The sequence below is a fragment of the Streptomyces sp. SAI-127 genome (assembly GCF_029894425.1).
In the GTDB taxonomy this organism is placed as follows: Bacteria; Actinomycetota; Actinomycetes; order Streptomycetales; family Streptomycetaceae; genus Streptomyces.
The window spans coordinates 7459199-7477548 of sequence record NZ_JARXYJ010000001.1 but is presented as its reverse complement, the minus strand read 5'-3'; the positions used below and the strand labels follow the sequence as shown (position 1 = coordinate 7477548).

At 71.0% G+C, this 18350-nt stretch carries 13 protein-coding genes and 1 pseudogene; 10 read left to right on the top strand and 4 right to left on the bottom strand.

From position 1 onward, the window contains the following. Positions 1-37: 37 nt before the first annotated feature. From M2157_RS34395 to M2157_RS34385, 3 genes are all read left to right on the top strand, one after another. Positions 38-694: a DUF3105 domain-containing protein gene (locus M2157_RS34395; protein ID WP_280857139.1), complete on the top strand. Its 657-nt coding sequence runs from the start codon at positions 38-40 to the stop codon at positions 692-694. Next, positions 691-1308, top strand: a complete 618-nt coding sequence (locus M2157_RS34390; protein WP_280867177.1) for a DUF305 domain-containing protein — start codon at positions 691-693, stop codon at positions 1306-1308. Before M2157_RS34395 ends, M2157_RS34390 begins: the two co-directional genes overlap by 4 nt. 181 nt (positions 1309-1489) lie before the next feature. Continuing rightward, complete coding sequence (locus tag M2157_RS34385; RefSeq protein WP_280867176.1) at positions 1490-3430, top strand: S53 family peptidase; 1941 nt, start codon at positions 1490-1492, stop codon at positions 3428-3430. Between the two features lie 78 nt (positions 3431-3508). On the opposite strand, the gene M2157_RS34380 is transcribed toward M2157_RS34385, so the two are convergent. Continuing rightward, on the bottom strand, positions 3509-3937 hold the full coding sequence (locus M2157_RS34380) for a hypothetical protein (protein WP_280867175.1): 429 nt from the start codon (positions 3935-3937) through the stop codon (positions 3509-3511). A gap of 99 nt (positions 3938-4036) precedes the next feature. Between M2157_RS34380 and M2157_RS34375 the strand changes: the two genes are divergently transcribed. Then, positions 4037-6073 carry an NAD(+) synthase gene (locus M2157_RS34375; protein WP_280857143.1) on the top strand — a complete coding sequence of 679 codons (2037 nt, stop codon included), beginning with the start codon at positions 4037-4039 and terminating at the stop codon, positions 6071-6073. Positions 6074-6277: 204 nt separating this feature from the next. Here M2157_RS34375 and M2157_RS34370 read toward each other — a convergent pair. Further along, positions 6278-6631: pseudogene (locus tag M2157_RS34370) on the bottom strand (VOC family protein); the annotation flags it as partial. 90 nt (positions 6632-6721) lie between these two features. Further along, positions 6722-7588, bottom strand: coding sequence for a 3-methyl-2-oxobutanoate hydroxymethyltransferase (gene panB, locus M2157_RS34365; protein WP_280857144.1), 867 nt, complete (start codon positions 7586-7588; stop codon positions 6722-6724). A 181-nt stretch (positions 7589-7769) separates the two neighbouring features. On the opposite strand from panB, the gene M2157_RS34360 reads away from it, so the two are divergent. From M2157_RS34360 to M2157_RS34335, 6 genes are all read left to right on the top strand, one after another. Then, positions 7770-9356, top strand: coding sequence for an MFS transporter (locus M2157_RS34360; RefSeq protein WP_280867174.1), 1587 nt, complete (start codon positions 7770-7772; stop codon positions 9354-9356). A 292-nt stretch (positions 9357-9648) separates the two neighbouring features. After that, entirely contained in the window at positions 9649-10272 is a 624-nt protein-coding gene (locus tag M2157_RS34355) for a TetR/AcrR family transcriptional regulator (protein WP_280857146.1), read from the top strand. Positions 10273-10494: 222 nt separating this feature from the next. Beyond that, a complete protein-coding gene (locus M2157_RS34350) occupies positions 10495-11544 on the top strand; it encodes an endonuclease/exonuclease/phosphatase family protein (protein WP_266530099.1) in 1050 nt (349 codons plus the stop codon). A gap of 103 nt (positions 11545-11647) precedes the next feature. After that, positions 11648-12868 (top strand): MFS transporter, encoded by a 1221-nt coding sequence (locus M2157_RS34345; protein WP_280857147.1) that lies wholly within the window; start codon positions 11648-11650, stop codon positions 12866-12868. Positions 12869-12997: 129 nt separating this feature from the next. Continuing rightward, entirely contained in the window at positions 12998-14023 is a 1026-nt protein-coding gene (locus tag M2157_RS34340) for an ATP-binding cassette domain-containing protein (protein ID WP_266530093.1), read from the top strand. Beyond that, positions 14020-14835, top strand: a complete 816-nt coding sequence (locus M2157_RS34335) for an ABC transporter permease (RefSeq protein ID WP_280857148.1) — start codon at positions 14020-14022, stop codon at positions 14833-14835. Before M2157_RS34340 ends, M2157_RS34335 begins: the two co-directional genes overlap by 4 nt. 19 nt (positions 14836-14854) lie before the next feature. Here M2157_RS34335 and M2157_RS34330 read toward each other — a convergent pair whose 3' ends face one another. Continuing rightward, the gene (locus M2157_RS34330; protein ID WP_280867173.1) at positions 14855-18187 is read right to left on the bottom strand and encodes a BTAD domain-containing putative transcriptional regulator; all 3333 of its coding nucleotides are present in this window, start codon (positions 18185-18187) and stop codon (positions 14855-14857) included. Positions 18188-18350: the final 163 nt, after the last annotated feature.

Below are 18350 nucleotides of genomic sequence, written 5' to 3'. Positions count from 1 at the left end.
ATCCGACCCGCCCCTTTCCCCCAGAAGGACACACCTCATGGGTTCCGCCAAGAAGAGCACCAACGCGGCACGCAAGGCGCGCATAGAGGAGATGCGGCGCGCCGAACAGGCCAGAGAGCGCCGCAACCGGATCCTCACGATCGCCGCGAGCGTGGTCGTCGTCGCCGGTCTGGTCGTCGGCGGCATCGTGCTGGTGCAGTCGCAGTCCGACGACACGGCGGCCGACGGCAAGGGGAAGGGGCACTTCGTCACCGGCTCGGACGGTGTGAAGACCTGGAAGGGCACGCTGGGCCGCAACCACGTCGCCAAGGCGGTGGACTACCCGATGGAGCCGCCGGTCGGCGGTGACCACAACCAGGCCTGGATGAACTGCAACGGTGACGTCTACGCCAAGGCGCTCAACAACGTGAACGCCGTGCACTCGCTGGAGCACGGCGCGGTCTGGGTGACGTACACCGACAAGGCCAAGAAGGCCGACGTCGAGGCGCTCGCGGCGAAGGTGAAGAAGACGCCGTACACGCTGATGAGCCCCGACGACAAGCAGAAGGACCCGATCATGCTGTCGGCGTGGGGCCACCAGCGGACGGTGACGGGGGCGAGCGACCCGAACGTCGACAAGTTCTTCGAGAAGTTCGTGCAGGGCGCGCAGACGCCCGAGCCGGGCGCGGCGTGCACGAGCGGTCTGTCGCAGTGAGGTTCGCCGGAGTGGCCGTGGCCGTGGCGGGCGTGCTCGTCGCGGCCGGCGCCATCACCTACGCCGTGGCCGAGGACGGCGGCTCGGCCGACACCCCGTCCGCCGGGTCCGCGGACGCCGGTTTCGCGCGTGACATGGCCGTACACCACCAGCAGGCCGTCGAGATGTCGTACATCGTCCGCGACCACACCAAGGACGTCGAGGTGCGGCGGCTCGCCTACGACATCGCGCAGACGCAGGCCAACCAGCGCGGCATGCTGCTGGGTTGGCTGGATCTGTGGGAGCTGCCGAAGGTGTCGGCGGATCCGCCGATGACGTGGATGGACATGGGCGACATGCCGTCGGCGGGCGAGGGTTCGCTGATGCCGGGCATGGCGACCGACAGCGAGATGAAGAAGCTGGGCACGCTGAACGGCAAGCAGGCCGAGATCTTCTATCTGCAGTTGATGACGGACCATCACAAGGGCGGCATCCACATGGCGAAGGGCTGTGTCGAGCGGTGCACGGTCGGTGTGGAGAAGCGGCTCGCGCAGGGCATGGTCGACGCGCAGCAGTCGGAGATCGACCTGATGGCGGGCATGTTGAAGGAGCGGGGCGCGAAAGCGCGTTCCTAGAGGGTCACAGCGGGTCGCAGAGGGTTATCCCTCGGTCTTCGCAGCGTCTTAATCCTCAAATGGCTTTGTCATTAGGTTAATTGGGCTCTTCTTGGGACTCGCATTCCCCTGGCATGAACCGTTCATCGAAAGAGTGACGACGGTCGAGTGATCACTCGCGACGAACCGCACAGGGGGTTCCATGAGATCCAATCGCGCCAAGGTGCGCGCCGGAGTGAGCATGGCGGCGACACTGCCGATGCTCGCGGGCGCGCTGGCGCTCGGCATACCCGCGGCCCACGCCGCGGACAACCCGAACCGGGACACGCTGGCCGGGACCAAGCCCGCGTGGGCCACGGCCAAGGCCGACAAGGGCTCCACCGCGGACAGCTCCAAGGTCTCCGCCCGGGTCTACCTGGCCGGCAAGGACGCCACCGGGCTCGCCGCCTACGCGAAGTCCGTGGCCGACCCGAGCTCGGCGTCGTACGGCAAGTACCTGAGCGCGCAGCAGGCGAAGCAGCGTTTCGGCGCCACCGCCGCCCAGGTCGCGGCGGTCAAGTCCTGGCTGACGTCCGCCGGACTGAAGGTCACGGACGTCACCGAGCACTACGTCGCCGTCAGCGGTGACGTGGCCGCCGTCGAGAAGGCCTTCGGGACCCAGCTGCACAACTACACCAAGGGCTCGAAGACCTACCACGCCCCGGCCAAGGCCGCCTCCGCGCCGGCCGCCCTCGACGGTGCCGTCCTGACCGTCACGGGCCTGGACAACGCGCCGCACAAGGCGAGCAGCAAGGACCAACTGCCGCCGCCGGACGCCGTGTTCAAGAACGCCGGGCCGTTCTCCTCGTACTACGGCTCGAACACCGCGAGCACGCTGCCCGCGGCCTACGGCTCGAAGATCCCGTACGCGATCAAGGGCTACACGGGCAAGCAGCTGCGCGCCGCCTACGGCGCGGGCACGTACACCGGCAAGGGGGTGCGCGTCGCCATCACCGACGCCTACGCCTCCCCGACCATCGCCTTCGACGCGGCCACTTACGCGAAGAAGAACGGTGACGCGGCCTACACCAGCGGCCAGCTGAAGCAGGTCCTGCCGAAGAACTACACCAAGACCGAGGAGTGCGGGGCGGCCGGCTGGTACGGCGAGGAGACCCTCGACGTCGAGGCCGTGCACGCGGTCGCGCCGGACGCGAACATCACGTACGTGGGCGCCTCGTCCTGCTACGACGACGATCTGCTCGACTCGCTCAGCAAGGTCGTCGACAACCACCTGGCCGACATCGTCTCCAACTCGTGGGGCGACATCGAGGCCAACCAGACGCCGGATCTCGCGGCCGCCTACGACCAGGTCTTCCAGTTCGGCGCGGTCGAGGGCATCGGCTTCTACTTCTCCTCCGGCGACAACGGCGACGAGGTCGCCAACACCGGTACGAAGCAGGTCGACACCCCGGCCAACTCGGCGTGGGTGACGGCGGTCGGCGGTACCTCCCTCGCCGTCGGCAAGGGCGACAAGTACCTGTGGGAGACCGGCTGGGGAACCGAGAAGGCCACGCTGTCCGCGGACGGCAAGAGCTGGACCAACTTCCCCGGCGCGTTCACCTCCGGTGCGGGCGGCGGCACCAGCAAGACGGTCGCCGAGCCCTTCTACCAGAAGGGTGTCGTCCCGAACGCGCTCGCCACGGCCAACAACGCCGCGGGCAACCGAGTCGTGCCGGACATCTCCGCGATCGCCGACCCGAACACCGGTTTCCTGGTGGGGCAGACGCAGACCTTCCCCGACGGCTCGCAGCAGTACAGCGAGTACCGCATCGGTGGCACGTCGCTGGCCTCGCCGGTGATCGCGGCCATACAGGCGCTCGCCCAGCAGGCGCGGGGCGGCAAGGCGATCGGGTTCGCCAACCCGTCGATCTACGCGAAGTACGGCTCGAAGGCCTTCCACGACGTCACGGACAACCCCACGGGGTCCGGACTCGCGGTGGCCCGCACCGACTTCGTCAACGGCTATGACGCCAGCGGTGGTCTGACCATCTCGGTCCGCAGCCTCGGCAAGGACAGCTCGCTGTCCGCGGTGAAGGGATACGACGACGTCACCGGCGTGGGTACGCCCGCGAACGGTTACGTGCAGTCGTTCGGCCGGAACTGACCCGGACGCGCCTCCACAGGGGCCCGGCCCCGAAGGTGAGAACCTTCGGGGCCGGGCCCTCGCGCATGTCCCGCCCGGCTACCTTCCCGGCATGCGGCCCGCCCGCCCGCGGCGGCCGGTCATCACGTGGATCGCGCAACCCGCCAGCAGCACGAGCGCCCCGGCGACGAGGAACGGAAGGGGCGTGTACTCGTCGGTGCAGGTCTGCCCGCCCGGCACCGCGTGGCACACCTCCCCAGGACCGCCGCGGTTCAGGTACGCGAGGTAGAACAGCGGCAGGGCCAGTCCCGAGACGCCGCCCAGGACAGCGCGTCCAGGCCCCCTGCGGAGCAGGAACACGGCGGCCACCGCGGCGAGTACGACGAAGGCCGCGCCCACCGTCAGGATCGCCGCGAGGCCGATGCCGCCGCACGCTCCCACGAGGAGCCAGGCCAGGAACCAGCCCCATCCCGCCGCACGGCCGGGGCCGTCGTCTCGCGTACCGCTCATGCCCGTCATGCCGCTCATGCCGCTCATTGAAGGCGAGGTCATGACAATCCGGCAAGGGGCAGTGGTGGTGCACAGGCCCCTCCCCCATCGCGTCGCTCTGACGATTACACTGATCGCGTGTCTGCCTTGAACTTCTGGTCGATCTATCAGCACGGGTTCGCACGCGTGGCCGCGTGTACGGGTCACACCGTCATCGCGGACCCGCCCGCCAACGCCGAAGCGGTTCTGCGTCACGCGCGCCGCTGCGGCGACGAGGGGGTCGCCGTCGCCGTCTTCCCGGAGATGGGGCTGTGCGGCTACTCCATCGAGGACCTGCTGCTCCAGGACGCACTGCTCGACGAGGTCGAGGCGGCGCTCGCGGAGGTGGTGGCCGGATCGGCCGACCTGCTCCCGGTGCTGGTCGTCGGCGCTCCGCTGCGCCACCGCAACCGGGTCTACAACTGCGCGGTGATCGTGCACCGCGGCCGGGTCCTCGGTGTCGTACCGAAGTCGTACCCGCCCAACTACCGGGAGTTCTACGAGCGTCGGCAGATCGGCGACGGCGCCGACGAGCGCGGTGGGTCGATCCGCGTGGCCGGCTCGCAGGTGCCCTTCGGTGTGGACCTGCTGTTCGCGGCGGCCGACGTCCCCGGGCTCGTGCTGCACGCGGAGATCTGCGAGGACATGTGGGTGCCGGTGCCGCCCAGCGCGGAGGCGGCTCTCGCCGGTGCGACCGTCCTGGTCAACCTCTCCGGCAGCCCGATCACCGTCGGGCGGGCCGAGGACCGCAAGCTGCTGTGCCGCTCGGCGTCCTCCCGCTGCCTCGCCGCCTACGTGTACGCGGCGGCCGGCCTCGGCGAGTCGACCACCGACCTGTCCTGGGACGGCCAGGCCCTGGTCTACGAGAACGGCGCGCTGCTGGCCGAGACGGACCGGTTCCCGATCGGCGACGAGTACGCGGTGGCCGACGTGGACCTGGACCTGCTGCGGCAGGAGCGGATGCGGATGGGCACGTTCGACGAGAACCGGCGTACCCATCAGGTGCGCACCGGTGACTTCCGGACGGTGTCGTTCGAGCTCGACCCGCCGTCGGGCGACCTGGGTCTCAAGCGCCGCCTGGAGCGCTTCCCGTTCGTGCCGGCCGACGCCGACCGGCTCGCCCAGGACTGCTACGAGGCCTACAACATCCAGGTCGCGGGCCTCCAGCAGCGGCTCGCGGCGATCGGCGGTCCGAAGGTCGTCATCGGGGTGTCCGGCGGCCTCGACTCCACGCACGCGCTGATCGTCGCCGCCCGGGCGATGGACCGCGCGGGCCGCCCGCGCAGCGACATCCTGGCCTGGACGCTGCCCGGCTTCGCCACCAGCGACCACACCAAGGACAACGCCCACAAACTGATGCGGGCTCTCGGCGTCACCGCGGCCGAGCTGGACATCACGCCGACCGCACGGCTGATGCTCCAGGAGATGGACCACCCCTTCGCCTCCGGCGAGCCGGTGTACGACGTCACCTTCGAGAACGTCCAGGCGGGCCTGCGCACCGACTACCTGTTCCGGCTGGCCAACCAGCGCGGTGGCATCGTGCTCGGCACCGGCGACCTCTCCGAGCTGGCGCTCGGCTGGTCCACGTACGGCGTGGGCGACCAGATGAGCCACTACAACGTCAACTCCGGTGTGCCGAAGACGCTGATCCAGCATCTGATCCGCTGGGTCATCAGCAGCGAGCAGTTCGACGAGGAGACCGGCAAGATCCTCGCCGCGATCCTCGACACCGAGATCAGTCCGGAGCTGGTACCGGGCGAGGAGATGCAGTCCACCGAGTCCAAGATCGGCCCGTACGCGCTGCACGACTTCACACTCTTCCATGTGCTGCGCTACGGCTTCCGGCCGTCGAAGATCGCCTTCCTGGCCTGGCACGCCTGGCACGACGTCGATGCCGGTGCCTGGCCTCCGGGCTTCCCCGAGGCCAAGCGCGGGACGTACGACCTGCCCGAGATCCGGCGGTGGCTGGAGGTGTTCTGCAAGCGCTTCTTCGCGTTCGCGCAGTTCAAGCGGTCGGCGATGCCCAACGGGCCGAAGGTCTCGGCCGGCGGTTCGCTCTCGCCCCGCGGTGACTGGCGGGCACCGTCGGACAGTTCGGCGGGGGCGTGGCTGCGGGATCTGGAGCGGTTCGACTGATGCCTGTTCGGCGGATCAGGCCGACTTCACTCAACGGTGCCTGATCAGTGCAGGTGAGCGGGGTCATGGGAGTCCCCCCGCCCGAGCGAAGCCGAGTGACGACAGCGCGGCCGGGCCCCCTGTGGGAGAGTGCGTGCCAGACCCCGCGACCTCGGCATGATCCGCCGGCCAGGCCCGAGGCCGGTAGGGGGGGCGGCCCTGGGTTCAGCCGCCTGGCCTGACCGGTGCGCTGCTGCGCCCACTCCCCCGCCCGGTCATCTCCGCGTCGAACGTCTCCTGCGCCACCTTCATCGCCTCCGCGGAGGTGACGACCCGGGCGCCGGCCGCCACCGCCCGTGAGAACTTCTCCTCCACGTCCGTGACGAAGACCCGCAGCAGGCTCGGCATGACCGGCCAGTCCGCGCTCCGGTCGAAGGCCAGGACGACCGTGTCGCCGATCCGGATCTCGCCGTGGCCGATCGAGCCGTCCTCGGTGGCCACCCTGGCGAGCTCCCCGCCTTCGAACACCTCGGTGACGAAGTCGAGGAAGGCACCGGTGTCATCGGTGACGTGCGGCGCTGGCCTGCTCGGACATAGTTGCCCCTCCTGAACGGAGGGCGCCCCGCCGACGGGGGAAGATCGGCGGGGCGCTGTGGTGCCGCTGTGGCTCTAGTGGACGGAGTGCTCCTCCAGCGGGAACGTGCCGCCGACGACATCCTCCGCGAAGGCCTTCACCGCGTTGCCCATGACCTCGCGCAGGTTGGCGTACTGCTTGACGAACTTCGGCACGCGGCCGCCGGTGAGGCCCAGCATGTCGGTCCAGACGAGGACCTGCGCGTCGGTCTCGGGGCCCGCGCCGATACCGACCGTCGGGATGTGCAGGACCCGGGTGACCTCGGCCGCGAGCTCCGCCGGGACCAGTTCCAGGACGACGGCGAACGCGCCCGCGTCCTGGACGGCCTTCGCGTCGCGCAGCAGCTGCTGGGCCGCCTCCTCGCCGCGGCCCTGGACGCGGTAGCCCATGGAGTTGACGGACTGGGGGGTCAGACCGATGTGGGCCATGACCGGGATGCCGGACTCCACCAGCAGCCGGATCTGCTCGTGGGAGCGCTCGCCGCCCTCGAGCTTCACGGCGCCGACGCCCGCCTCCTTGACCAGCCGGGTCGCCGAGCGCAGCGCCTGCACCGGGCCCTCCTGGTACGAACCGAAGGGCAGGTCGCCGACGATCAGGGCACGCGAGGTGCCCCGTACGACGGCCGCCGACAGCATGGTCATCTCGTCCATCGTGACGGGCACGGTGGTCTCGTACCCGAGATGGCAGTTGCCCGCCGAGTCACCGACGAGCATGACCGGGATCCCGGCCTCGTCGAAGACGGACGCGGTCGTCGCGTCGTAGGCGGTGAGCATGGGCCACTTCTCGCCGCGTTCCTTGGCGAGGGCGATGTCCCGAACAGTGATGCGGCGGGTGCCCTTCCCCCCGTACAGCGCCTTGCTGCCGTCGGAGGGCTTGGTGTGGGCAGCCGAAAGCTGCGTCATTGCAACGGCTCCTTACGTCATCTCGAGGCGCCCTCACGGCGTCCCCGGATCACCTCCATGGTGGCACCTCGTGCCAGTCAGGGCCAGAGGTGGTGGATGTGACCGTTCAGGCACGTAAGGTCTCGGTAAAGACTTACGATACGAGACGGTCCCGTATCGTAATGGCGCTACCCTCGATCGCATGACTACCGCAGTCCCTGACTCCCGGGTACCGGAAGCGGTGCACCGGCGCCGCTGGGCAATCCTCGGCGTGCTGATGCTGAGCCTGCTGATCGTGGTGCTCGACAACTCGATCCTCAACGTCGCGATCAAGACGATCTCGACTCCCGCGCCGACCGGCCTGGGCGCCACCCAGAGCGAGCTGGAGTGGGCGATCAACGCCTACACCCTGGTCTTCGCGGGCCTCCTGTTCACCGCGGGCCTGCTCGGCGACCGGCTCGGCCGCAAGAAGGTGCTGCTGGGCGGTCTGCTCGTGTTCGGCGCAGGCTCCGCCCTCGCCGCCTTCTCCGGATCGCCGGTCCAGCTGATCACCTTCCGCGCGCTGATGGGCCTCGGCGCGGCGTTCGTCATGCCGGCCACGCTCGCCGTCCTGATGAACGTCTTCGAGCGCGAGGAGCAGCCCAAGGCCATCGGCATCTGGGCGGGTGGCGTCGGACTCGCCATCGCCATCGGGCCGATCACCGGCGGTGTGCTCCTCGCCCACTTCTGGTGGGGCTCCGTCTTCCTCATCAACGTGCCGATCGTGGTGCTCGCCCTCGGGCTGATGCTGTGGCTGGTGCCCGACTCCCGTGACCCGAATCCCGGCCGGATCGACCCCGTCGGTGTCGTGCTGTCGGTCGTCGGCCTGGTCCTGCTCGTCTACGGCATCATCAAGGGCGGTCAGCTCGCCGACTTCACGGACGCGACCGTGCTGGCCACCATCGGTGCCGGTCTCGCCGTGCTCGTCGCCTTCGTGGTGTTCGAGAAGCGCAGCGACCATCCGTCGATCGATGTCACCTACTTCAAGAACAAGGTCTTCTCGGCCGCGATCGGCGCCATAGGGCTGGTGTTCTTCGCGCTGATGGGCGTGACCTTCTTCTCGGTCTTCTACACCCAGAGCGTGCGGGGCTACTCGCCGCTGCAGACCGGTCTGCTGATGCTGCCGCTGGCCGCCGCGCAGCTGATCTTCGCGCCGCGCGCCCGGCTGGTCGTCGACCGCTTCGGCAACCGGGCGACGACCACGGGCGGCATGCTGCTGATCGCCGCGATGCTGGTCGCGTTCGCCGCGCTGGAGGCGGACACGCCGATCTGGCTCCTCGAGGTGATCTTCTTCCTCATGGGCACCGGCATGGCGCACATCATGACGCCGACCAGCGTCGTCATCATGCAGGCCCTGCCGCGCGAGAAGGCCGGCTCCGCTTCCGCGCTCAGCAACACCTTCCGGCAGGTCGGCGGCGCGCTCGGCATCGCCGTCCTCGGCTCGGTGCTCTCCACGGCCTACCGCAACAGCATCGAGTCCCATCTCGGGCAGGTTCCGGCAGGCGTACGGCACACCGCGGGCGAGTCCATCGAGGCCACCCTCGGCGTCGCCGCGAAGCTCGGCCCCCGGGGCGACGCCCTGGTCGGCCCGGCCAACGACGCCTTTCTGCACGCGATGCACGTCACCGCGCTGTGCGGAGCGGGCGTGGCCCTCATCGGCGCCGTCGTGGTGGCCCTGTTCCTGCCGGGCCGGCCGACGGAGCCTCAGCAGGGACAGGAGAAACAGGAGTTGGTACCCGCGAGCGAGTGACCCGGCCGGGCGACGGGAGGTGACGGTGGCGGCCGGGCCCGGCCGCCGGACCGGTCGGAAGGCCGCGGGAAGCCGCGGCCCCGGGCGGAAGGGCGGTCGACCGGCGCGGCCCGTGTGCGGCGACCAGCCGGGCAGGCCTGCCAGGTGTACGGGGAGGGCGTCGGCCGGCTGGATCGGCGAGCCGGGGTCGCACATGAGGAGGTCACCGTCGCGGACAACGGCCGGGCCCCGCCCCCCTGTCCGGCCATAGGGCAGGGACAATCATCCCATCCCACCGAGAGGACCAAGCGACGTGAGCGGCCTCGCCGAGAGTCAGCCCAGGCAGACGGGGCCCGTACGGGGCCGGCCCCGCAGTGAGGCCGTGGAGCGGTCGATCATCGAGGCCGTCATCAAGCTGCTCGAGGACGGCGTGCCGCTCGCCGAACTGTCCATCGAGCGCATCGCCCGTACCGCGGGCGTCGGCAAGGCCACCATCTACCGCCGCTGGAACGGCAAGGAGGAGCTCTTCGTCGACGTCGTGCGCACCGCCGAGCCCCCGGACGCGGAACTGCCCGGCACCTCGATGCGCGACGATCTCGTGGCGCTGCTCGAGCAGTTGCGGCAGCGCGGGCTGATGACCCGTTCCTCGGCGCTGCTGCACAGTGTCTTCGCCCAGATGAAGAGCAGTCCGAAGGTGTGGGACGCCTACCACGCGATCGTCGTCGCGCCCCGGCGCCGCAAGCAGGTCGCCGTCCTGCGCCGGGGGCAGGCCAACGGCGAACTCCGCACGGACGTCGACGTCGAACTGGTCAACGACCTGTTCATCGGCCCCATGCTCTTCCGCACCATCATGCAGCCCAACTCCGCGCTGCCGGAGGGCCTGTCGGAACAGATCGTCGACGCCGTCCTCGAGGGCCTACGCCCCGTCAGTTCCTAGAGCCGTCCGGGCCCCGCGGCCCGCATGTGCGCGTTTCGTCACAGAGGGCGCTTTCCCCGCCGGGCCAGGGAACTCAGGAAGGCGACTTGTACGTCATCGCCCCCGTACGGTCGTCATGGGACGACGAGATGGGAGCCGATCATCCCCTAGGGTCGTACGGGGTGTCTGAGACCCCACGGCAACGGGGCGAACGGCGTGCACGGCAGGTAGTGAGGCGACGGTATGGCGCAGCAGGCGTACGTGACGGAAACGGCGGAGGGCGGCTCGGGACCCGAGCGCCAAAGAGCCCGGTTCCGGCGCCTGCTCGCACGGCCGGTCTCCGGCTGGCGCGGTGACCGGGGGATCTGGCGCCGCGGTGCCGTCCTGGCCGCCCTCGCGGTGATCCTCGCCCTGGTGATGCTGCTGCACGCGCAGATCCCGAACGCCATCGGCAACCTCGGCAGTCTCATCGAGACGTTCCTGCCGTGGCTGGGCCTGTTCGTCCCGGTGCTGCTCCTGTTCGGCTTCCTCCGCAGGTCAGCCACCGCGCTGATCGCGGTGCTGCTCCCGGCGGCCGTGTGGCTGAACCTCTTCGGGGGGCTGCTCTCCGACAAGTCCGCCACCGGCGGCGACCTCACGGTGGCCACCCACAACGTCAACGCCGACAACCCCGATCCGTCCGGCACCGCCCGGGACGTGGCCGCCTCCGGCGCGGACGTGGTCGCCCTGGAGGAGCTGACCGCCTCGGCGGTGCCGGTGTACGAGAAGGCGCTGGCGTCGACGTACAAGTACCACGCGGTCGAGGGCACCGTGGGGCTGTGGAGCAAGTACCCGCTGACCGGGGTGAAGCCCGTCGACATCAAGCTGGGCTGGGTCCGGGCCATGCGGGCCACGGTGGCCGCGCCGGACGGTCAGGTCGCGGTCTACGTCGCCCACCTGCCGTCCGTGCGGGTGAAGATGGAGGCCGGGTTCACCGCCCGGCAGCGTGACAAGAGCGCGGACGCGCTGGGCGAGGCCATCGCCGACGAGAAGCTCCCCCGCAAGATCCTGCTCGGCGACCTCAACGGCACGATGAACGACCGCGCGCTCAACGCCGTCACCTCTCAGATGCGCTCCACGCAGGGCGCGGCGGGCAGCGGCTTCGGGTTCAGCTGGCCGGCGTCGTTCCCGATGGCGCGGATCGACCAGATCATGGTGCAGGGCGTGGAGCCGGTGAGCTCGTGGACGCTGCCCGAGACCGGCAGCGACCATCTGCCGGTGGCGGCCCGTGTGAACCTCGCCACCTCGTCGTAACCCGCTGGCAGCCCCTTGGAATACCGGGCCCGGGAGTGTTTGTTCCGTACTTGAACATAAACTCGCACGGAACTCCGCTCTCCCCTGAAAGGCTCGGCTCTTCATGCCCTTGGCCCTGCTCGCACTGGCCGTCGGCGCTTTTGGTCTCGGCACCACCGAATTCGTGATGATGGGCCTGCTGCCCGACGTCGCAAGCGACCTCGGCATCTCGATCCCGACCGCCGGCCATCTCGTCTCGGCGTACGCGCTGGGCGTGGTGATCGGCGCCCCGCTGCTCGCCGCGGTCACCGCCCGGATGTCCCGCCGTACGGTCCTCATCGGCCTGATGGGTCTGTTCGTGGCCGGCAACGCGCTCTCCGCCCTCGCCCCCGGCGAACACTGGCTGCTCGCGGCCCGCTTCCTGAGCGGTCTGCCGCACGGTGCCTTCTTCGGGGTGGGCGCGGTCGTCGCCACCGGCATGGTGGCGCCTGAGCGCAAGGCCCGCTCGGTGTCCCTGATGTTCCTCGGCCTGACCCTCGCCAACATCGCGGGCGTCCCCGTCGCCACCCTCATGGGCCAGCACTTCGGCTGGCGGGCGACCTTCCTCGGCGTCAGCGCGATCGGCCTGGCGGCGATAGCCTCCCTGGCGCTCCTCATCCCGCACGACCACGCGCACGCCCCCGCGGCGGGCCTGCGCCGCGAACTGGTCGCACTGAAGTCGGTGCCCGTCTGGCTGGCGCTCGGCACGACGGTCGCGGGCTTCGGCGCGCTGTTCGCCGCGTACAGCTACATCACGCCGATGCTCACGGACGCCGCCGGCTACGCCGACTCCAGCGTGACGCTGCTGCTCGCGCTGTTCGGCGTCGGCGCGACGGCGGGCAACCTGGTCGGCGGACGGCTCGCCGACCACTCGCTGCGCGGCACCCTGTTCGGCGGCCTGACCTCGCTGGTCGTGGTCCTGGCCCTGTTCCCGGTGCTGATGTCGACGCAGTGGAGCGCGGCCGTGGCGGTGGTGCTGCTGGGCACGGCGGCCTTCGTGACCGGCTCCCCGCTCCAGCTGATGGTCATGGAGAAGGCCTCGGCCGCCCCCTCCCTGGCCTCCTCCGCCAACCAGGCCGCCTTCAACCTGGCCAACGCCGGTGGCGCCTGGATCGGCGGCCTCGCCCTGGCCGCGGGCCTCGGTGTGACGTCCCCGGCACTGACGGGCGCGGCCCTGGCCGTGCTCGGCCTCGGGGTCGCCGCGGTGGCCGCGGTCGTGGACCGGCGGCGCGTGGACCTCTCGCCCGGGCGGGAGCGCGTGGTCGCGGCCCATCTGCCGGAGCAGGCGGAGGCCGTACGGTACTGAGCGGTCGTACGACGAGAAGGGGCGCCCGGTGAACGCCGGGCGCCCCCTTTTTTGCTCTGTCGGCGACCTGTAGGCCCGTGTAGGCGACCTGTCGGTGGTTTGTCGGTGGGGGCTGACACCGTCCTCGGTATGACGCGAATCGACAAGAACCCCAAGAGCGGGGACTCCGCCGTTTCCGTGCGGGGGCTGGTCAAGCACTACGGCGAGACCAAGGCGCTGGACGGCGTCGACCTGGACGTGCGCGAGGGCACCGTGATGGGTGTGCTCGGGCCGAACGGGGCCGGGAAGACCACCCTCGTACGCATTCTGTCCACCCTCCTGTCTCCGGACGCCGGGCAGGCCACCGTCGCCGGGTACGACGCCGTGCGGCAGCCCCGTCAGCTGCGGCGGGTCATCGGGCTCACCGGGCAGTACGCCTCGGTGGACGAGAAGCTGCCGGGCTGGGAGAACCTCTACATGATCGGGCGGCTGCTCGACCTGCCCCGCAAGGAGGCCCGCACCCGGGCCGACGAACTGCTGGAGCGCTTCTCGCTCACGGACGCGGCGAAGCGGCCGGCGAGCACCTACTCCGGCGGTATGCGGCGCCGGCTCGACCTCGCCGCCTCGATGATCGGCCGGCCCCAGGTGCTCTTCCTGGACGAGCCGACCACCGGTCTCGACCCGCGCACCCGCAACGAGGTGTGGGACGAGGTCAAGCGGATGGTCGGGGACGGGGTCACCGTCCTGCTGACCACGCAGTACATGGAGGAGGCCGAGCAGCTCGCCTCCGAGCTGACCGTTGTGGACCACGGCAAGGTCATCGCCGCCGGCGCCATCGAGGACCTCAAGGCGAAGGTGGGCGGGCGCTCACTGCGGGTACGGCCCGTCGATCCGCTGCAGCTGCAGCCGCTCGCCGGGTGGATCGACGAGCTCGGCATCACCGGGCTCGCCACCAGCACCGTGGACACCGAACGCGGCACCGTCATCGTCCCGATCCTCAGCGACGAGCAGCTGACCGCCGTGGTCGGCGCGGTCACCGCTCGTGGCATCACCCTCTCCTCCATCACCACCGAACTGCCCAGCCTGGACGAGGTGTTCCTGTCCCTCACCGGCCACCGCGCCAGTGCCCCGCAGGACACCGTCCCCACCGACACCCGCGAGGAGGTCGCCGTATGAGCGCCGCCACCCTTACCGCCACGGAAGCCGACGCCCGGATCCCGCTGCGCGGGCACCTCCGGCACACCGGCGCCCTCGTCCGCCGCAACCTGCTGTGGATCCGGCAGGACCCGGAGTCGATGTTCGACGCCATACTGATGCCGGTCGTCTTCACCCTGCTGTTCGTCTACGTCTTCGGCGGCTCGATCGGGCAGGCCCTGGGCGGCGGGCAGGACGGATACGTCCAGTACGTCATCCCGGGCATGATCGCGATGATGAGCATGACCCTCTCCCAGGGCGTCGGCACCGGCTTCAGCCAGGACTTCAACTCCGGTGTCATGGACCGCTTCCGGTCCCTGCCGATCGGGCGCGGCTCCGTGCTGTTCGCGAAGATCTCCGTGGAACTGCTGCGGATGCTGTTCGCGACCACCGTGCTGATGATCGTCGCCGTCCTGGTCGGGTTCGACATCAATCACTGGGCCGGACTGTTCGCGGCGGTGGGCCTGTCCGCCGTGTTCGCCTCCTCGATCATGTGGGTGTTCCTCACCCTGGGCGTGATCCTGAAGAACGCGCAGTCCGTGCAGGCGATGGGCTTCCTGGTGCTGTTCCCGCTCCAGTTCGGCTCGTCGATCTTCGCTCCGACGAACTCCATGCCGGGCTGGCTCCAGCACTTCACCGACTACAACCCGCTGTCCACGCTCGCCGACGCGGCCCGCGGGCTGATGGTGGGCGGCCCGGTCGCCCACGACCTGTGGGTCACGCTCGGCTGGTCGGCGGCGATCACGGCGGTGGCGGCACCGTACGCCATCCACAAGTTCCGCACGAAGAACTGAAGTTCGGCGTCGGTGCGCGTCACACCAGGGCGGCGGCCTCCCGGGGGGAGAGGCCGTCGCCCTCCGCGTACGCCGACTCGTAGGCCGCGTCACCGAGCACCGCGCGCAGCTCCTGCTCGGCCCTGCCGCGCACGCTGCGCTCGACCGACGTCGGGCAGTGGCTGGGCGGCAGCAGCGCGTCCCCGGCCCTGAGGCAGCGGGCTCCGTCGCGGGCGCGGTCGCCGCCGTCGGCCCCGGCGAGGGCGAGCCCGGCGGTGTGCAGGTACATGGTGCGCATGTGCGGGGCGATGGTCAGGGCCAGCGGATCCTCGGACTTCTCCAGCGCCCGGCGGGTCAGGGTCAGACACTTGTCGTAGCAGCCGTCCACGGCCTCCAGCCAGGCCTCCGAGCCGAGGATGAAGGCGTCGAAGATGACGAAGTGAGCGATGCCGAACTGCTGGCGCAGCAGCTGGAGTTGTTCGCGCGCCTCGGGAATGCGGCCGGTCAGGCCGAGCCGGCCGGCGAGGAACATCCGGGCGGCGGGCATCGCCTCGTTGCGGGCGCCTTCCTGGTCGGCGATCACCTCATGCAGCAGGAGTTCGCCGCGCTCGGCCTCCCCCGTCTCCAGCAGCGTGCTGCCCAGTCGGGCGTTGAGCACGGACTTCTGGGCGCGGGCGCCGAGTTGTTCGGCCCGCTCGATCGCCCGCTCGTAGTCGGCCGCGGCCGCGTGCCATTCGCCCTTGCGCTCATGTGCTTCGGCGCGTGCGGAGAGCGCCTCGGCGGTGCCCCACAGGTCGCCGATCCGCTCGTAGATCTCCAGCGCCTCCTCGGCGTCCTGGATGGCGTCGCCGGCCCAGTCGGAGCGGTTGGCGAGCAGGTTGGCCCGCCACTGGAGGGCCGCGGCGAGCTCCCACTCGTAGCCCGGGGTGGCCCGGCAGGTGTCGACGGTCGCCTGGATGACCTTCCGCAGCCGCTCCATGTCCCCGGTGAGCATGATGGCGAAGAACCACAGGGAGCCCGGCATCCGGCAGGTCTGTGCCATGCCGGGCTCGTAGGTGCTGGCGATGGCCCGCAGTTTCGCCTGCGCGTGCTGGTTCTGCCAGGCGTCCAACTCGGTGTCCATGCAGGCGAGATGGACGAGGTGCGCGCCGCGCCGGGCCTCTTCCAGCACCTCGCCGGTCCACGGCGGCGGGGTGTCCGTGCAGCGCTCCCACACCGGCGCGGCGGGGCGGACCGGCTCGGTGAAGGGGTCGGGGCCGAGGCCCTGGACGTCGCGGGACCAGTTGCGGGCCTCGATGCGCAGGTCACGCATCTGCCAGTACCAGGCCAGCGACAGCACCAGGCACAGCCCCTCCTGCTCGTCGCGGTCGGCGACGGCCCGGCGCAGGGCGGTGCGGAGGTTCTCGTACTCGCGCTCCAGGCGCTCGATGGCGGTGAGTTGGCGGGGGCCGCGCAGCAACGGGTCGGTGGTGCGCGCGAGTTCGCGGTAGTACGCCAGATGCGCGCGCTCGGCGTCGGCGCGCGAGCCGTCCGTCTCGTCGAGGCGCTCGCCGGCGTATTCGGCGACGGTCTCCAGGAGCCGGTAGCGCATCTCGCCGTCCCCCGAAGGAGCAGCCACCACAAGGGACTTGTCGACGAGCGAGCCGAGCGCGTCCAGTGCGGCGGGCCCGCACACGGCCTCGGCGGCGGCCAGGTCACAGCCGCCGGCGAACACCGAAAGCCGCCGCAGGACGTCCCGTTCCTCGCCGTCGAGCAGGTCCCACGACCAGTCGACGACGGCCCGCAGGGTCTGCTGGCGGGGCAGCACGGTACGACTGCCGGAGGTGAGCAGCCGGAAGCGGTCGTCGAGCCGGTCGGCGATCTGACGTGGGGTCAGCATCCGTAGCCGGGCGGCGGCGAGCTCGATACCGAGGGGCAGCCCGTCGAGGCGCCGGCAGATCTCCGCGCAGGCCGCCGCGGTCCCCTCGTCGCCGTCGACCCGGAATCCGGGCCGGGCCGCGGCCCCCCGGTCGGCGAGCAGCCGCAGCGCGACCGGCTCGGGCAGCGGCTCCACGGGCCGCAGCAACTCCCCCGGCACGCCGAGGGGTTCACGGCTGGTGGCCAGGACGGTCAGTCCGGGGCAGCGCTCCAGGAGCGTCTCCGCCAGACGGGCGGCCGCGTCGACCACGTGCTCGCAGTTGTCGAGGATCAGCAGCATGCTGCGTCGGCCGCAGTGCTCGGCGAGCCGCTCGACGGGGTCGTCGAGCCGCTCGCTCCCGGCGGCACGCATCGCCTCGGCACCGGCGCCGTACAGCACGGTCTCGCGGGCACCGACGGCGGTGAGCACGGCCTCGGGCACCGCGTCCGGGTCGTCGACCGGCGCGAGTTCGGCCAGCCACACCCCGTCCCGCACCACGTCCCCCACGGCCTCGGCGGCCTCCTGCGAGAGCCGCGTCTTCCCGGCCCCGCCCGGCCCGAGCAGCGTGACGAGCCGCGCGGCCGCGAGGTCCTCGCGGATGGCATCGATGTCGGCTTCCCGGCCGACGAAGGAGGTGAGACGGGCGCGGAGGTTGCCGGAGGGCGGGGTGGGGGCTGCGGCCGGACGAGCGGGGTCGGCGCCGGACACCTGGCCGTGCTGTCCGCCCTTTTCGCCCTGTCCGCCCGCAGCTGACGGTTCCGGCCGCAGCAACTCACCGTGCAGCGCCCGCAGTTCGGCCCCCGGGTCCGCTCCCAGCTGGTCCGCGAGGAGCTGTCGTACGGACTCGTAGGCGGCCAGTGCCTCCGCCGTGCGGCCCGTGTCGCGCAGGGCGCGCAGACGCAGGGACTGGAGGGGTTCGTCGAGGGGGTGGGTGTCGCAGAGTGCGGTCAGTTCGGGGAGGGACTGATCGGCGTGGCCGAGGGCGAGCGCGGCGGTGTGGCGGGCGCGCAGGGCGTCCAGCCGGCGGGCCTCCGCGCGCGCCGCCTCGGCCGTACGGTCGGGCAGATCGGCCAGGGCCGGACCCCGCCACAGCGCGAGGGCGTCGTCCAGGACCACGGCCGCCTTCGCGGGGTCACCGTCGGCCAGCGCCCGCATACCGTCACCGGCGAGCCGCTCGAAACGGTGCAGGTCGATGTCGTCCGGGCCCGCCGTCAGCCGGTAGCCGCCCTCCACCGAGGCGACCGCGTCCGCCCCGAGCGCGCGCCTGAGCCGCCCGACCAGCGCCTGCAGCGCGCCGGTGGCGTCGGCCGGCGGGTCGTCACCCCACACCTCGTCCACGAGGTGGCTCACGGGGACGGTACGGCCGGGCCGCAGAGCGAGCACGGTCAGCAGCGCGCGCAGCCGCGTGCCACCGACCGGGACGGACGTACCGTCGGGACGGAGTGCCTGGGTGGTGCCGAGGATGCGATAGCGCACGGTTCCATTGTCTCCGGTGTGGTCGGGGCCGGTCACGGGGTTCCGCTCGCGGGGTGTTGACGGGGCGTACGCCCTCGGACGGACGGGCCGGCCCCGGGCAGTCGCCGTGAGCGCGGCCCGGGCCGCCAGCACAGCGGACTCACGCCCTGCTCAGCCCCGCCAG

What these genes read in the sequence shown, in the direction of transcription:
- M2157_RS34395 (WP_280857139.1), top strand. Translation starts at nt 38, where the DNA reads ATGGGTTCCGCCAAGAAGAGCACCAACGCGGCACGCAAGGCGCGCATA.
- M2157_RS34385 (WP_280867176.1), top strand. Translation starts at nt 1,490, where the DNA reads ATGAGATCCAATCGCGCCAAGGTGCGCGCCGGAGTGAGCATGGCGGCG.
- M2157_RS34380 (WP_280867175.1), bottom strand. Translation starts at nt 3,937, where the DNA reads ATGAGCGGCATGACGGGCATGAGCGGTACGCGAGACGACGGCCCCGGC.
- panB (WP_280857144.1), bottom strand. Translation starts at nt 7,588, where the DNA reads ATGACGCAGCTTTCGGCTGCCCACACCAAGCCCTCCGACGGCAGCAAG.
- M2157_RS34360 (WP_280867174.1), top strand. Translation starts at nt 7,770, where the DNA reads ATGACTACCGCAGTCCCTGACTCCCGGGTACCGGAAGCGGTGCACCGG.
- M2157_RS34350 (WP_266530099.1), top strand. Translation starts at nt 10,495, where the DNA reads ATGGCGCAGCAGGCGTACGTGACGGAAACGGCGGAGGGCGGCTCGGGA.
- M2157_RS34345 (WP_280857147.1), top strand. Translation starts at nt 11,648, where the DNA reads ATGCCCTTGGCCCTGCTCGCACTGGCCGTCGGCGCTTTTGGTCTCGGC.
- M2157_RS34340 (WP_266530093.1), top strand. Translation starts at nt 12,998, where the DNA reads ATGACGCGAATCGACAAGAACCCCAAGAGCGGGGACTCCGCCGTTTCC.
- M2157_RS34335 (WP_280857148.1), top strand. Translation starts at nt 14,020, where the DNA reads ATGAGCGCCGCCACCCTTACCGCCACGGAAGCCGACGCCCGGATCCCG.